This is a genomic window from Hyphomicrobium sp. CS1BSMeth3 (assembly GCF_900117415.1).
In the GTDB taxonomy this organism is placed as follows: Bacteria; Pseudomonadota; Alphaproteobacteria; order Rhizobiales; family Hyphomicrobiaceae.
In genome coordinates this window covers 2,128,966-2,141,698 of the sequence record NZ_FPEI01000006.1, presented here as the reverse complement: position 1 = coordinate 2,141,698, position 12,733 = coordinate 2,128,966, and the positions used below count along the sequence as shown (strand labels likewise).

Here is a 12,733-nt window from a genome sequence, read left to right as displayed (position 1 = left end):
CTATCTCTGTGGCAAGTGCGATCGTGCCGTCGCGCCAAACACATCTAGCCTCGTGGACGAGCGACCGTCGCACTTTGAGGAAACAGGAGCGGCGCGGGGTTGACGCGTGTGCCTGCAACGTTCGACACCTCGTAGTGAAGATGCGGGCCGGTGGAGTAGCCCGTGCTTCCGACGGTGCCGAGCTTCTGTCCCTGATTGAGAGTTTGTCCGCTTCTTACGGTAATGCGCTGCAAGTGCCCGTAGAGATGCGTTCGGCCATTGCTGTCCCGCGTAATGACGGCGTTGCCATAGCCGCCCCTGCGCCCCGCAAAAGTGACCTTCTGACCCGATGTCGTGGCCGCTATCGGGGTGCCCATCGGTGCTGCCAAATCAATGCCTGGATGCCATCGTCCCTGGTGGAAGTGGCTGGTAACTCGCCCATTCGTGAATGGCAGCTTGAAGCGCGAGGAAGCCGAGGCCGTCTTGTTTTCCGGATTGCGATTGGGCGACGCTGATGAAGCTGTTGGAATGCCTGCCGCGCAGATCAGGGAAAGCAGCCCGACACCGGCTAGGGTCGTTGAGCGTTTTGCGCCGCTGGCCCCGTGCTTTCCAAGCAGATTGATCGTCTTGTTCATCGAGAATTCCCCGTGGTTTTGCGCGCGCCGTTTGACGCCGCTTCGAGAGGTTTGGGTTGATTGGCCAGGAGGGGACGCCGGCGGCTCACGGCCACCGAGCATGGAGTGCCAGATTGCGTCGGGATCCCTGCCGAAGCCGGTTAGTCGGAAGGAGGAGTGACCGAGCATCCCCGCGCACGAGGAGGCTCGTGGTCGCCTCCGGCGGCTAGCGGGATGCCGACGTCGTACCTAGGCATGATCGTGGACATTGTGCCGATCGCCCCAGGATCTCCCGAAGCGCATCGCCGTTCGTGCTGTTGCAGATGAAGGAGATGTAGTGGCGATCATTCACGCCAAATCGGGGGATGCCGCAGGAGGATGCCAGGACCTTCTCGGCCTGCTCCCAGAGGGTGCGAACTGCTTGCCGCGTTCCGGGAGACTTCAGCGCGCTCCACGTCGCCGGGTTCGATTGTTTGGCCGTATCGGCGTACTTCATGACAAACGACATGAGAGCGCCAAGACCATCACGATTGGAAATGCTGCCGTCGCTCGGCTTGCTCAGCGAGACGAGGTTCACGGCCACGTTGAGATCGTGCGTGTAGGCATTGAGCTCGTCGAGCAGGTAGGTCAGGTCGGCGGCCGAAGTGGCAGCGCCGGGACGCAGATAGGTTTGCACGTACGTGTCATTGCGGAAGCTGCTTGCGATCAGCCTCGGTGGTGCCAGCCGCGCGAGCCCCGGTGGACGGGGCAGCACACGCCCATCTATCAGGTAGTAGCCATTCTTGCTGGCGCTGAGGTAGTGCACCGACTCGTGCACGGCAGTCGTCAGGTCGAGCTGGGCACGGTTGCACGATATCCAGTTCGTGAAGAACTTCTTGTCTCCGATTGCCCTGTAAACGGCAAAGCCCTGCGGCGACAATCGCTCGAGCTCGCGTAGAGCTTGAGCCTGGCAGCTCCCGCTCCTGTTCTCTACAGCGCCGGCCGGTGCCATCACACCGGCCGCCATTATGATCCCGAGAAGGATCCCTCTTCCCCGTAAACCACGCATAGAACTACGCCCCTTGCTTGTTTACTCACGCGAGGGGCGGACTTGCTTTCGTCAGTTTGTCGTCAGGGTGGCCCTGCATCGGCCAAATAACGGCGCGAAAAGGGCCGCCTATTGGAGAGGTTGCAAATGTTGCGGGAAATGAAGGGGAAATGAACTACTCAGGCGTCCACGCTTAATAATTGGTAATGATTGCATTGAACGGCGTGCCGTCCAATTAAACGCCAATTGAACGCGATTGCGGAGCTGTATACAAGGCCGGTTTCCAGTGGAAGCCGGCCTTGGGGAAGTGGATCGAATGTATTTTAGTGCTGCGATCACGCCATGAAACGCTAGCAGCGGCAGCCGAGATTGACCGTTCGTGCCGTGGTAATGGTCCGAGCCGGAAGCGTCTCCGTTCGGGCGACATTCTCGACGCGATTGCGGACCACGACCCGATTGTGAACGCGCGTGACGACGTTCACTCGGTGGATCGGCCGAACTTCGGTTGTCGTAATATGACGGTGGACCCGGTTCACATAATTGACCCGATTGACATCGCGATAACGGGTGACGTTGCTGACCCTTTGAACGGTATTGTACCGATACACGGTCTGCACGCGATCGCTGCCGGTCCCTTGGCTGACGACTTGGGTCCGGCCCGTCGTGACCGTTTGCGCTGGGAGCGTCCTGGTGCGAGCAACATTCTCGCGCTTGTTGACGATCCGGTTCTGATAGCGAATGCGCGTGACCACATTGACGCGTGTGACGGGCTGCACCCGGGTAACATTCACGACGCGGCGTGTATGCGTTACGTATCGGGTGTTATTGACATCCCGATAGCGCGTGCTTTGCGTAACTGGTCTCGTAGTTTTGGTCGAATAGCTCGTGGTCGTGCCGGGGCGCGGGCAATCGCGGCATTGGGCTTCGGCCGCCATTGATCCGGCGATAAACGCGGATGCGGACACTATTGCAGTCGCGGCAACATATCTCAGCACCTTCGCCATTATACTCTCCTCTCTATTTCTCTTTGAGCTTCAATCTTCGTGGGACGATTGCTGTCCGATCTCTGAACGGCAGGTGTTCGTAGCCACGTGTCTTCGAGAGAAGGTTGGTCGCAAGCTTCCTCGGACAGCGACGATCAGAATGGCAGCGCGCTTTCCTCGCGCGCTATCCGGGATATTGGGTAATGATGCGCGGGAATTGCACCCCATGCGATCTCGATCGCGTCGTCGAATTCAATGCCGAGTTACCAAACCGTGCTCTCGATCTTCGAATGACCGAGGAAGAGCCGCGCAACTCGCAGATTGCCTGTCCGATGAAGCGAATTGGTGCTGAACGGCGCGGGGCCGCGGCAGATCGGTAACCAATTCTGGCATGAGACGCGTAGGCCGCCTCGGGCAGATGGAGAGTTCGCCACCTGCTCAATGAGTGGTTCGGAAAGGCATCCGGTGCAGAGCTCAGCCGCTTGCGGACCACTTGTCCCGCTCAAGGCTCGCGCATATAAAACATATGCGAATCATATATTCGAGGGGTGCGCAGTGGGTATCGTCAATATCGAGGATGGGCTGCACGAGCAGCTACGCCGGGCGAGCAAGACGTGCTGTCGGTCAATCAACGCCCAGGCGGCGTTCTGGATCAAGATCGGCATGCTGTGCGAGCTGAATCCAGGCCTTACCTTCCAAGAGCTTGTGGCGCGTGAGCTGAAGGAAGCGGGCGTCGACGCCGTTGATCTCGCGGCTGCGGCCACATGACGAAGACGCCGGCCGAAGTGGAGCTGCTTGCGGAGGCGGGGCGACTGCTCGCATCGGTGTTCGTGCACCTGGATGGACAGCCCCTCGCGGGATTGAGCACGCTGCAGGTCAACGACCTCGTCGAGGCTTTCATCGTCGATCAGCTCGGCGCGCGGCCCGCCAGCAAGGGTCAATATGGCTATGGTTTCGTGCTGAACAGTTCGAGGAACGAGGTCGTCTGCCACGGCGTGCCGTCGAGCGACGAGGTTTTGCAGGACGGCGATATCGTCAATATCGACATCACGCTCGAGAAGCAGGGCTATATCGCGGATTCCAGCAAGACCTTCCTCATCGGGAATGTGACGCCCATGGCGAGGCGGCTCGTCCGAACCACCTATGAGGCTATGTGGAAGGGCATCCGCGCCGTGCGCCCGGGCGCAAAGCTTGGCGACATCGGCTACGCCATCGAGCGGCACGCAAAGCGGAGCGGCTATTCGGTCGTGCGAGAATACTGCGGCCATGGGATTGGGCGCGAGATGCACGAAGCACCGCAGGTGCTGCATTTCGGAAAGCCGGGAACCGGCCTTACGCTGCGAGAGGGCATGGTCTTCACGATCGAGCCCATGTTGAACCAAGGGCGAAAGACGGTTCGGACCGAGGAGGACGGATGGACTGTCGTCACAGTGGACGGGAAGCTCTCCGCGCAATTCGAGCATACGGTTGCGGTCACCCGTGACGGTGTCCGCGTATTGACATTGCGGCCCGACGAAGCGCGGTCCACCGTATGATCCAGAACTTTGGTGTTTGCTGACGAATACAGCAGTCGCTCAGTGAGGCGCCCTCACTGCAAGCTCGAAGGCGTCGCGCACGTCTTGCAACAGCTTGGCCAGCCGGGGCCGGTCGCGATCCAACTACGGCGACGGAGTGTGGAATAGTGGGGCTTGGTCAAATGACGCGAACGCAACTCCTCGCTGATGGAGCAGCGCTGCTTATTCAGCCCTACGCCGAGCAGTATGCTGGCCCCGTTCGCGAGCTGTTCATTGACGTGAATAGGCTGATGGCGCCTTCGGAGCTGCGCGAGCGCTTCGAGAGTTATGTCGCGCGCTCACTGCGCGAGGAGATCGAGCGAATTCCGGCGTACTACTCGGAGCGTGGTGGCTCCTTCTGGATTGCCACCTTGTCGGGAGAACTTGTCGGCATGTTCGGGCTCGAGGCCGTTGCGTCGAGAACCTTGGAGCTTCGCCGCATGTACGTCGCTCCGACAGCGCAGCGGCGAGGCATTGCGGCGACGTTGCTGAAGTTTGCTGAGCAGCAGAGTCGGCTCGCGGGGGCCGAGTGGCTAGTTCTAAGCACGTCGGAGCTGCAGCAGGCGGCCCTCGCTCTCTATCGCAACAACGGCTACGAGCTCGAGCAGGAGGAGCTCGCGGAGGCAGCAAGCAACAAAACCATTGGCGGAGGTATTCGCCGCTATCACTTCCGAAAGCGTCTGGTTGCGTAGCCGGACCGCGAGATGGGGCGCAACATAGACCATCGCGAGCGATAGCGTCGCCAATTCCAGGCCGAGACGTATGCGGAAGCTGGATGCCCTGCCGCCGATATCAAGCAGGAACGGGCCTTGCTTGAGTTTCAAGCAGGTTCCACAATCGCTCGGCTTCTCGTTTGCCCGACTTCGCAGAGCGATAGATCCGTAGCTCCATCATCGTCGTCCACGATGGCCCGCCTGCGTAGACCAGTTGGCCTTCCGCTAGCTCTGCCGCAACGGATGTTTCCGGCAGCCAGGTCATCCCCAGCCCTTTGAGAGCCATCGCCTTGAGCGCCACCGCCAGGCCGTTCTCATAGACCGGATCCAACACCGGCGCGCGTGGCTGATTGGCGACGAGCTTGTTGATCAACTTGATGATGAAGGTGTGCGGTGCGTAGTCCAGATACGCGACGCGGTGACCGCCCGGCCCTTTGAGCGCGTGCAGCGGCTTCCCATTCCTGTCCGGAGCCGACACGGGAACGAGACGCTCCTGCGCGACCTTGAGCGACGGGTAATCCGCGCCGTTCAGCAGGAGGGGGCCAGACGGATGAAAATAGCACAGCATGAAGTCACACCCGCCGGACGATAGCGCGTCGACGCAATCATGCAGCGGTGCGCAGACCATCCGCGCGCGCATCGGCCCGAGCGTCGTCTCGATCTCGCGGATCCAGTCAGGATAAAAACTGATCGCAATGGTGTGCAACGTGGCGAACGAGACGAACGCGCTACGGCTGCGGCTGACGCCCTGGTAGTGGTCCCGCTCGCGGTAGATCATCTGGACCATTTCCTCAGCCGTCTTCCTGAAGCTTTTGCCCTCCGGCGTTAAGGTCGCTGGAAACGTGCTGCGGTCGATGAGCGCGACGCCCAGCCAGCCCTCCAGATTTCTTATGCGGCGGCTGAACGTCGGCTGCGTCAGGTTTCGCATTTCGGCCGCGCGGGAAAAGTTCAACGTCGCGCTGAGTGCGAGAAAATCCTCGAGCCAGGCAATTTCCATTCTCTCCTCCGTGTGCCCGACAAGTAGGCATCCTGCACCTCTGGCCAGCCTTATACAAATTTTGCATAACCTATGCAGAGATTCAATTTCACAGCCCGTCCTGCTGGCCGTAGCGTTCGTCTTCGATGGGGTTCGCTCGCAACCGGAACGAGGGGAATTATCGCATGCAGCGTCGCATGGAAGGCCTGGTTTGGTATGGTTTAGTCACCGCGTTGGCGATCATCGGGCTGACGCACACGGTCTCGGCGCAGGACAAAAACGATCTCGAGCGCATCACCAGCACGAAGGTCGTGCGGGTCGGCGCGATCGAAGCCTTCCCCTACTATCGTAAGGATCTCGCAAGCGGGGAATGGGAAGGCATTATCCCTGATCTCACGCGTCTGATGTTCGGCAGCATCGGTGTCAAAGTGGAGTTTGTGCCTACCGAATGGGGCACTGCGGCCGCGGGACTGCAGTCTGACAAATTCGACTTGGTCGGTGGTTTCAACGCGACGCCTCAGCGTGCTCTGGCCGTGGGCTTCTCGGGCATCGTTGCCGATAGCAAGATCTCCATCGTCGGCCTTACCGACAAGGTGAAGGGGCTGACGACGTGGGATGCAGTCAACACGCCGACCGTCAAGATTGCCGCAGTTGATGGGGCGTCGACGACGCGTGCGGCTCAAGCCTTCCTTCCCAAGGCGACATGGACGCTCGTGAAGTCTACCGATGCCATGGTGCTGGAGATGGAGAGCGGTCGCGTCGACGTCATTCTCTCCAACGAGCCGACGCTTGCACTCTTCCTCAAAGCGAAGAAGAAGGGCGAGCTTGTCATTCCGACGCCCGTCCGAGCCCAGCCGATCAATTTCGGCATGCGCAAGAACTCCAAAGAGCTGCAGGAGTGGGTGAACATCGCGCTCGAGTACTACAAGATCTCCGGCGACGTGACGGCAATCTGGAACAAGTATCTCGGCACGAATTGATGGCCGCCTCGATGCACGGCACCCAAACCGCTGCGAATGCGCTGCTGAGCATTCGCAAGCTCCGCAAGAGCTTCGGCGCCATCGAAGTCCTCAAGGGGATCGATCTCGATATTGGTCGCAACCAGGTTGTCGGCTTTATCGGAGCGAGCGGTTCGGGCAAGTCGACGCTGCTGAGGTGCATCAACTTTCTCGAGGAGCCCACAGCCGGAGAAATCCGGCTGGAGGGTGAGCTCATCGGCTTTTCCGATCGCGGCGGCAAGCACACCAAGCTCAGCTCCGGCGAGATCAGCCGACAGCGTCGTCAGATGGCGATGGTGTTTCAGCAGTTCAATCTCTGGCCTCACAAGACGGCCCTGGAGAACGTGATGGAAGGCCCTCTGATCGTGCAGAAGGCGCCCAAAGCGGAGGTCGAGGAACGCGCCGTCGGCCTTCTCAAGAAGGTCGGGCTGGAGGACCGCCTCCACAGCTACCCAAGCCGATTGTCAGGCGGCCAGCAGCAGCGCGTAGCCATCGCCCGCGCGCTGGCGCTGCAACCCAAGGTCATGCTGTTCGACGAACCGACGTCGGCGCTGGATCCCGAGCTCGTCGGCGATGTGCTGAGGGTCATCAGCCAGCTCGCCGAAGAGGGGATGAGCATGGTGATCGTCACCCACGAGATGCACTTCGCCCATCAGATCTGCGACACGGTCGTTTTTCTGGATCAGGGCGTCATCGCCGACATCGGCCCGGCGGAGCATATCTTCGGCGGCACGACCAACAAGCGGACGCTGGAATTTTTGAGCCGCTACCTCGAACGCAACGGCTGAACTCTGGAACTCCGGCCCCATGCAATCTGGCTATGAATGGGACTTTGGTGTCGTCCTGCAGTATCGCGAGGTCTTCCTCCGCGCCATCGGCACGACGCTCGCCCTTGCAGTCACGATCATTATCTGCGGGATGGCCCTCGGGCTCGTGCTCTACCTGCTGCGAGCCAACACATGGCGCCCGGTCTATCTGTTGATCACCGCCATCGTCGAGGTTTTGCGCGCCGTCCCGCCGCTCGTTCTGCTGGTCTGGATCTACTACTGCATGCCAATTCTCACGGGCCTTTCTCTGAACGGATTCCAGACCGGCGTTCTGGCGCTGTCGCTGTACAGCGCGGCCTTCTACTCGGAGATTTTCCGCGCCGGCTTCCAGTCGATCGAGAAGGGGCAGATCGAGGCGGCCTTCTCGGTTGGCATGACGCGCACGCAGATCCTGCGCCGGATCACCGGTCCGCTCGCCTTCCAACGCATCTTTCCTCCGCTCGTCAGCCAGTGCGTGCTGGTGATCAAGAACACCTCACTCGCCGGCTACATCGCGGTGGCTGAAATCCTCTATCAGGGGCAGCAGATCAGCATCAGAACCTTTCGTCCGCTGGAAGTTCTGACGATCGTCGCGCTGATCTTCCTCGCCATCATCCTGCCGCTCACGTTCCTCGCGAACGTGCTGGAGGCCAAATACCGCAAGAAGTACTTCGGATAGCATCGGAGAGTCGTATGCCCTACGTCCGCGTCGAACTCATTGAAGGCCGGGATGAAGAGAAGAAGGCAGAACTTGCGCGGCGCATCACTCAGGCGATGGTCGAGTGTGCGGCCGCAACGCCGGAGAGCGTGTTCGTCGTGTTCGAGGACGTGAAACCCCACAATTGGGCGGTCGGCGGCGAGCTGATCTCCGAGCGCAGGCGCAAGCAAGGCGGCAACAGATGAGCTCGAATGCTGCGACAAGCAATCGTGATGCGGCGGCGGCCGAGGTTCTGATCGTCGGCGCGGGAATCGTCGGCGTTTGCTGCGCGGCGTATCTTCAGCGCGCCGGATTCCGCGTCACGCTGATCGATCGCCTGGCACCTGGAAATGGCTGCTCGTTCGGGAATGCTGGCAACGTCAGTCCAGGCGCGGTCGTGCCCTATTCGATGCCCGGCACGCTCTGGAATGTCCCGCGCTGGTTGCTTGATCCTCTGGGGCCGCTGGCCGTGCGCCCGGCCCATCTGCCCAAGCTGATCCGCTGGCTGCTGCGCTGGATGCGGGCAAGCCGGCCGGACAATGTGCGCGCCATCTCGCGTGCCATGCTCGCGCTGCACCAGCCTGTCTTCGAGGGCTATCTGCCTCTCCTCAAGGAAGCTGGCGCGCCGGAGCTCATCGAGATGAGCGGGCAGCTCTATGTCTCCGCCAAATCTGGGCCGATGGATAGCGAGCTGGCGCGTGAATTGCGCAAAACTGCTGGGATCCGCGCGGAAGCCATCACGGGCGGTGCTCTTCGCGAGCTCGAGCCGACGCTTTCGGGCGAATATCAAACCGGCCTGCTGCTGCCCGACAACGGAACCTGCCTCAATCCGCAACGCCTCGTTCAGGCGATTGCCGATCACGTCCGACGCAACGGGGCGGAGATTCTCGAAGGTGAGGTTCATTCGTTCAGGTTCGGTCCGGACGGCCCGGTCGCAGCGCTGACGTCGCTTGGCGAAGTCCCCTTCAAGAACCTCGTCCTGGCCGCCGGCGCATGGTCGAACCGGCTGTCGAAGCAGCTCGGCCTCGACGTGCCTCTCGAAGCGGAGCGCGGCTATCACATCACGCTCACCGAGCCTGGATTGATGCCGCGCCTTCCCGTCACCAATCGCGACTTCAGCTTCGCCACTGCGCCAATGGAAATGGGGCTGCGTCTCGCGGGCACCGCAGAATATGGTGGGCTCGACGCGGCGCCGAACTGGGGCCGTGCTCGTGTTCTTCTGAAGCACGCAACCCGCATGTATCCGGGCGTCGCGACTTCGAGCTTTACCGAGTGGATGGGGCATCGGCCGACGTTGCCCGATGGATTGCCCATCATCAGCCGGTCGTCGCAGCATCGCAACATCGTGTTTGCCTTCGGCCACTCTCACTTCGGTGTCACCGGCGCGCCGACGACCGGACGCCTCGTTGCCGAGCTGGTCGCCAACAAGCCATCCAACTCCATCGATCTCACGCCCTATTCCGCCAGCCGGTTTGCTGCCTGACATGGGAACGAAATGACGGTTGTCACCTCCCGGGATGCGGAGACCATCATTATTGGCGGCGGTCTGGTCGGAACGGCGATCGCCTACGGACTGGCACGACAAGGATGCAAGCCTCTCGTGCTCGACGGCGGCGATCGCGACATCCGCGCGGCGCGTGCCAACTTCGGCATCATCTGGGTCCAGGGCAAAGGTCCCGGGATGCCGGCCTACCAAAGACTGACGCGGCGCAGCTCCGATCTATGGCCGGACTTCGCCAGAGACCTGAGAGAGTTCACCGGCATTGGGCTGGACTATCGCTGCACGGGCGGCCTCTCCTTCTGCCTGGGCGCAGACGAATTCTCGGCGCGCTCAGCAGTCGTTCAGCGGATGAGCGAGGAGTTCGGCGAGGCAACCTACGACACCGAGATGATCGAGCGCAGCGTCGTCGAGCGACTGCTGCCGGATCTCCGGCTCGGCCAGGATGTGGTGGGCGCCGTACACTGCGGGCGCGATGGCGAGGTCAATCCACTTCGGTTGCTGCACGCCTTGCAGACGGCCATTACAACACTCGGCGGCTCAGTCCTTGGCGATGAGAACGTGACGTCGATCGTGCCCCGCACGGGCTCCTTCATCGTGACGACCGCCACTTGCACGTATCACACACCGAAACTCATCCTGGCTGCCGGCAATGGGACGCGCGAGCTTGCCCAGCAGGTCGGATTGGATATCCCGATCCGGCCGCAGCGCGGGCAATTGCTGGTCACAGAGCGGATGGCGCCGATATTTCCGCTGCCGACCGTTCCTCTCCGGCAAACCGCCGAGGGAAGCATCCTGATCGGCTCGACGCAGGAAGAAGTCGGTTTCGATACAGGAACCAACACTGCTGGCGCCGGACGCATGGCCGAGCGCGCGTGCCGTATCCTTCCGGCGCTCGAAAACGTCAACATCGTCCGGCACTGGGCCGGCTTGCGCGTGATGACGCCGGATGGTCACCCGATTTATGCCCAATCGCCGACTTTCCCCGGCGCCTTCTGCACCATCTGCCATTCCGGCGTGACCCTGGCTGCTGCGCACGCCCTGGAGATCGCGGCAGCGCTGATGGGTGATGTCCTCCCCGATCATCTCAAACCGTTTCACCCGGATCGCTTCCATGTTTCGGCTGCTAACTGATCCAACAGACGAGTTCGTGCGCATCACGATTGACGGCGTGGACGTGAGCGCGCGCAAGGGGGAGCCGGTCGCTGCCGTACTGCTGCGCACCGCGCCATTCACCGCACGCACGACCACAGTGACTGGTGCACCGAGAGCGCCTTATTGCTTGATGGGAGCCTGCTTCGACTGCATGGCCATCGTCGATGGTGTTGCTTCCCAACGAACCTGCATGATCGCGGTCTGCGAGGGCATGCGTGTGGTGCGACAGCAGGGAAAGCGGACGCAGACACCATGATGACATGTGATGTCCTCATCGTCGGCGCCGGCCCGGCCGGCATGGCCGCGGCGATGCGTCTACGCAAAGCCCAGATTGACGTCATTGTCGTGGACGATGCGCGGGCGCCTGGCGGGCAGGTCTGGCGCGCCGCCGAGCAAAGTGCTGACAGCATGGCCTCGGTTCTTGGTGCTGATTACCGCGCTGGACGAGAGGCCATTGGCCGTTTCCGTGCGTCCGGCGCTAGGTACCTCGCCGAAACCGAAGTCTGGCGGCTTGACGACGGCTGGCGCGCATTCACCAAGCATCGCGGCGCCCTTGATCGCATCGACGCCAAGGCCGTCGTGCTTGCGACCGGCGCCTTGGAACGCCCGGTTCCTTTTCCGGGCTGGACGCTCCCCGGCGTGATGACCGTCGGCGGGGCACAAACGTTGCTCAAGGGCGCGCGGCAAATACCTCAGGACGGGGTCTGGATTGCAGGGGCCGGTCCTCTGGTGCTGCTCTATATCACTCAGCTCCGGGCATTCGGCGGGCGGATCGCCGGCTGGCTGAATACGGCACCCAGTTCCAATCTATGGGCCGCCCTCCGGCATTGGCCGGCCATGTTCCGAAATGCACCGGATCTGGCAAAAGGCATGGCGTGGCGCGCACAACTGGCGCTATCGGATGTGCCGATCATCGACGTGTGCGATGTCGCTGCCGAGGGAGATGGGCGGCTCGAAACGATCCGCTACACGACGACCCGCGGGAAGATGCACCGCGTGGATGCAAGCTTGCTGCTGGTCCATGAAGGTGTCGTGCCGAATATCCATGCCACCGTTGCTCTCGGCTGCGCACATCGCTGGAGCAGCCAGCAGCAGTGTTTTGTGCCGCAGCTCGATGCTTTCGGCATGACCTCCCGCGATGATCTCTACGCCGTCGGCGACGGCGGCGGCATCCTCGGTGCACGGGCCGCCGGGCTTACCGGTGAGCTGGCGGCGCTCGGCATTCTTGCGCGAATGGACAGGTCTTCGGCAAAGGATCGCGAGCGAGAGAGCGCTGTGCTGCGGGCGCGGCTAGAACGGGAGACGGCATTCCGCTGCTTTCTCGACGCCCTCTTCCTCCCGCGACGTGCCGTCCTCGTGCCGGACGATGACACGATCGTGTGCCGGTGTGAGGAGGTGACCGCACGCAGCATCAGACAGGCTGCGCATGTCCGCGGTTCCGGGCCCAACCAGATCAAAGCATTCACCCGCGCTGGAATGGGGCCCTGTCAGGGCCGGCAGTGCGGGCTCGTGATCTCGCAGATCGCTGGCTCCGAGAGCGGCAAGGATATGGACAGCGTCGGCTATCTGAACATTCGGCCGCCGCTCAAGCCGATCACGGTCGGCGAAATCGCACGCGCCGCGAAACTCGAAAGCCCTTGATCGTCAGCGGGCCCGGCTAGGACGTGTGACTGTGAGTATGCCGGCCTGCCCCGAAGGCCAGGCGGCGTACTTACCGTACGAACGACGCCGCCT

Annotated in this window: 15 protein-coding genes; 11 read left to right on the top strand and 4 right to left on the bottom strand. The window is 61.7% G+C overall.

The genetic code is table 11. From position 1 onward, the window contains the following. Nucleotides 1-44: 44 nt before the first annotated feature. From CS1BSM3_RS24955 to CS1BSM3_RS24945, 3 genes are all read right to left on the bottom strand, one after another. Entirely contained in the window at nucleotides 45-614 is a 570-nt protein-coding gene (locus tag CS1BSM3_RS24955) for a M23 family metallopeptidase (RefSeq protein ID WP_072392410.1), read from the bottom strand. 205 nt (nucleotides 615-819) lie between these two features. Then, a complete protein-coding gene (locus CS1BSM3_RS24950; RefSeq protein WP_143149346.1) occupies nucleotides 820-1,599 on the bottom strand; it encodes a hypothetical protein in 780 nt (259 codons plus the stop codon). Nucleotides 1,600-1,970: 371 nt separating this feature from the next. Beyond that, the gene (locus CS1BSM3_RS24945; RefSeq protein ID WP_143149345.1) at nucleotides 1,971-2,624 is read right to left on the bottom strand and encodes a hypothetical protein; all 654 of its coding nucleotides are present in this window, start codon (nucleotides 2,622-2,624) and stop codon (nucleotides 1,971-1,973) included. Nucleotides 2,625-3,158: 534 nt separating this feature from the next. On the opposite strand from CS1BSM3_RS24945, the gene CS1BSM3_RS24940 reads away from it, so the two are divergent. From CS1BSM3_RS24940 to CS1BSM3_RS24930, 3 genes are all read left to right on the top strand, one after another. Continuing rightward, nucleotides 3,159-3,371: a ParD-like family protein gene (locus CS1BSM3_RS24940; RefSeq protein WP_072392402.1), complete on the top strand. Its 213-nt coding sequence runs from the start codon at nucleotides 3,159-3,161 to the stop codon at nucleotides 3,369-3,371. Next, complete coding sequence (gene map / locus CS1BSM3_RS24935; RefSeq protein WP_072392399.1) at nucleotides 3,368-4,138, top strand: type I methionyl aminopeptidase; 771 nt, start codon at nucleotides 3,368-3,370, stop codon at nucleotides 4,136-4,138. The genes CS1BSM3_RS24940 and map overlap by 4 nt, the downstream gene beginning before the upstream one ends. A gap of 161 nt (nucleotides 4,139-4,299) precedes the next feature. Next, nucleotides 4,300-4,848, top strand: a complete 549-nt coding sequence (locus tag CS1BSM3_RS24930) for a GNAT family N-acetyltransferase (RefSeq protein ID WP_072392396.1) — start codon at nucleotides 4,300-4,302, stop codon at nucleotides 4,846-4,848. Between the two features lie 100 nt (nucleotides 4,849-4,948). Here CS1BSM3_RS24930 and CS1BSM3_RS24925 read toward each other — a convergent pair whose 3' ends face one another. Continuing rightward, complete coding sequence (locus CS1BSM3_RS24925; protein ID WP_072392393.1) at nucleotides 4,949-5,866, bottom strand: LysR family transcriptional regulator; 918 nt, start codon at nucleotides 5,864-5,866, stop codon at nucleotides 4,949-4,951. A gap of 164 nt (nucleotides 5,867-6,030) precedes the next feature. Here CS1BSM3_RS24925 and CS1BSM3_RS24920 point away from each other — a divergent pair, with 164 nt between their 5' ends. Genes CS1BSM3_RS24920 through CS1BSM3_RS24885 form a run of 8 tightly spaced genes read left to right on the top strand, consistent with a single transcriptional unit; the run spans nucleotide 6,031 to nucleotide 12,640 of the window. After that, entirely contained in the window at nucleotides 6,031-6,825 is a 795-nt protein-coding gene (locus CS1BSM3_RS24920; protein WP_174263780.1) for a transporter substrate-binding domain-containing protein, read from the top strand. Continuing rightward, nucleotides 6,744-7,631, top strand: coding sequence for an amino acid ABC transporter ATP-binding protein (locus tag CS1BSM3_RS24915; protein WP_280174773.1), 888 nt, complete (start codon nucleotides 6,744-6,746; stop codon nucleotides 7,629-7,631). Before CS1BSM3_RS24920 ends, CS1BSM3_RS24915 begins: the two co-directional genes overlap by 82 nt. 19 nt (nucleotides 7,632-7,650) lie before the next feature. Continuing rightward, nucleotides 7,651-8,328, top strand: a complete 678-nt coding sequence (locus tag CS1BSM3_RS24910; RefSeq protein ID WP_072392387.1) for an amino acid ABC transporter permease — start codon at nucleotides 7,651-7,653, stop codon at nucleotides 8,326-8,328. Nucleotides 8,329-8,342: 14 nt separating this feature from the next. Continuing rightward, nucleotides 8,343-8,552, top strand: coding sequence for a 2-hydroxymuconate tautomerase (locus tag CS1BSM3_RS24905; protein WP_072392384.1), 210 nt, complete (start codon nucleotides 8,343-8,345; stop codon nucleotides 8,550-8,552). Beyond that, nucleotides 8,549-9,829, top strand: coding sequence for an NAD(P)/FAD-dependent oxidoreductase (locus CS1BSM3_RS24900; RefSeq protein WP_072392381.1), 1,281 nt, complete (start codon nucleotides 8,549-8,551; stop codon nucleotides 9,827-9,829). The genes CS1BSM3_RS24905 and CS1BSM3_RS24900 overlap by 4 nt, the downstream gene beginning before the upstream one ends. Nucleotides 9,830-9,841: 12 nt before the next feature. After that, complete coding sequence (locus CS1BSM3_RS24895) at nucleotides 9,842-10,978, top strand: NAD(P)/FAD-dependent oxidoreductase (protein ID WP_072392379.1); 1,137 nt, start codon at nucleotides 9,842-9,844, stop codon at nucleotides 10,976-10,978. Further along, complete coding sequence (locus tag CS1BSM3_RS24890) at nucleotides 10,914-11,255, top strand: (2Fe-2S)-binding protein (protein WP_348532916.1); 342 nt, start codon at nucleotides 10,914-10,916, stop codon at nucleotides 11,253-11,255. The genes CS1BSM3_RS24895 and CS1BSM3_RS24890 overlap by 65 nt, the downstream gene beginning before the upstream one ends. Then, nucleotides 11,252-12,640 (top strand): FAD/NAD(P)-dependent oxidoreductase, encoded by a 1,389-nt coding sequence (locus CS1BSM3_RS24885; protein ID WP_244540606.1) that lies wholly within the window; start codon nucleotides 11,252-11,254, stop codon nucleotides 12,638-12,640. Before CS1BSM3_RS24890 ends, CS1BSM3_RS24885 begins: the two co-directional genes overlap by 4 nt. The last annotated feature ends 93 nt before the right edge of the window (nucleotides 12,641-12,733 follow it).

Bases quoted from the DNA above. Each gene is read 5' to 3' on its own strand.
- CS1BSM3_RS24955 (WP_072392410.1), bottom strand. From the start codon at position 614: ATGAACAAGACGATCAATCTGCTTGGAAAGCACGGGGCCAGCGGCGCA.
- CS1BSM3_RS24950 (WP_143149346.1), bottom strand. From the start codon at position 1,599: ATGGCGGCCGGTGTGATGGCACCGGCCGGCGCTGTAGAGAACAGGAGC.
- CS1BSM3_RS24945 (WP_143149345.1), bottom strand. From the start codon at position 2,624: ATGGCGAAGGTGCTGAGATATGTTGCCGCGACTGCAATAGTGTCCGCA.
- map (WP_072392399.1), top strand. From the start codon at position 3,368: ATGACGAAGACGCCGGCCGAAGTGGAGCTGCTTGCGGAGGCGGGGCGA.
- CS1BSM3_RS24930 (WP_072392396.1), top strand. From the start codon at position 4,300: ATGACGCGAACGCAACTCCTCGCTGATGGAGCAGCGCTGCTTATTCAG.
- CS1BSM3_RS24925 (WP_072392393.1), bottom strand. From the start codon at position 5,866: ATGGAAATTGCCTGGCTCGAGGATTTTCTCGCACTCAGCGCGACGTTG.
- CS1BSM3_RS24920 (WP_174263780.1), top strand. From the start codon at position 6,031: ATGCAGCGTCGCATGGAAGGCCTGGTTTGGTATGGTTTAGTCACCGCG.
- CS1BSM3_RS24910 (WP_072392387.1), top strand. From the start codon at position 7,651: ATGCAATCTGGCTATGAATGGGACTTTGGTGTCGTCCTGCAGTATCGC.
- CS1BSM3_RS24905 (WP_072392384.1), top strand. From the start codon at position 8,343: ATGCCCTACGTCCGCGTCGAACTCATTGAAGGCCGGGATGAAGAGAAG.
- CS1BSM3_RS24900 (WP_072392381.1), top strand. From the start codon at position 8,549: ATGAGCTCGAATGCTGCGACAAGCAATCGTGATGCGGCGGCGGCCGAG.
- CS1BSM3_RS24895 (WP_072392379.1), top strand. From the start codon at position 9,842: ATGACGGTTGTCACCTCCCGGGATGCGGAGACCATCATTATTGGCGGC.
- CS1BSM3_RS24890 (WP_348532916.1), top strand. From the start codon at position 10,914: ATGTCCTCCCCGATCATCTCAAACCGTTTCACCCGGATCGCTTCCATG.
- CS1BSM3_RS24885 (WP_244540606.1), top strand. From the start codon at position 11,252: ATGATGACATGTGATGTCCTCATCGTCGGCGCCGGCCCGGCCGGCATG.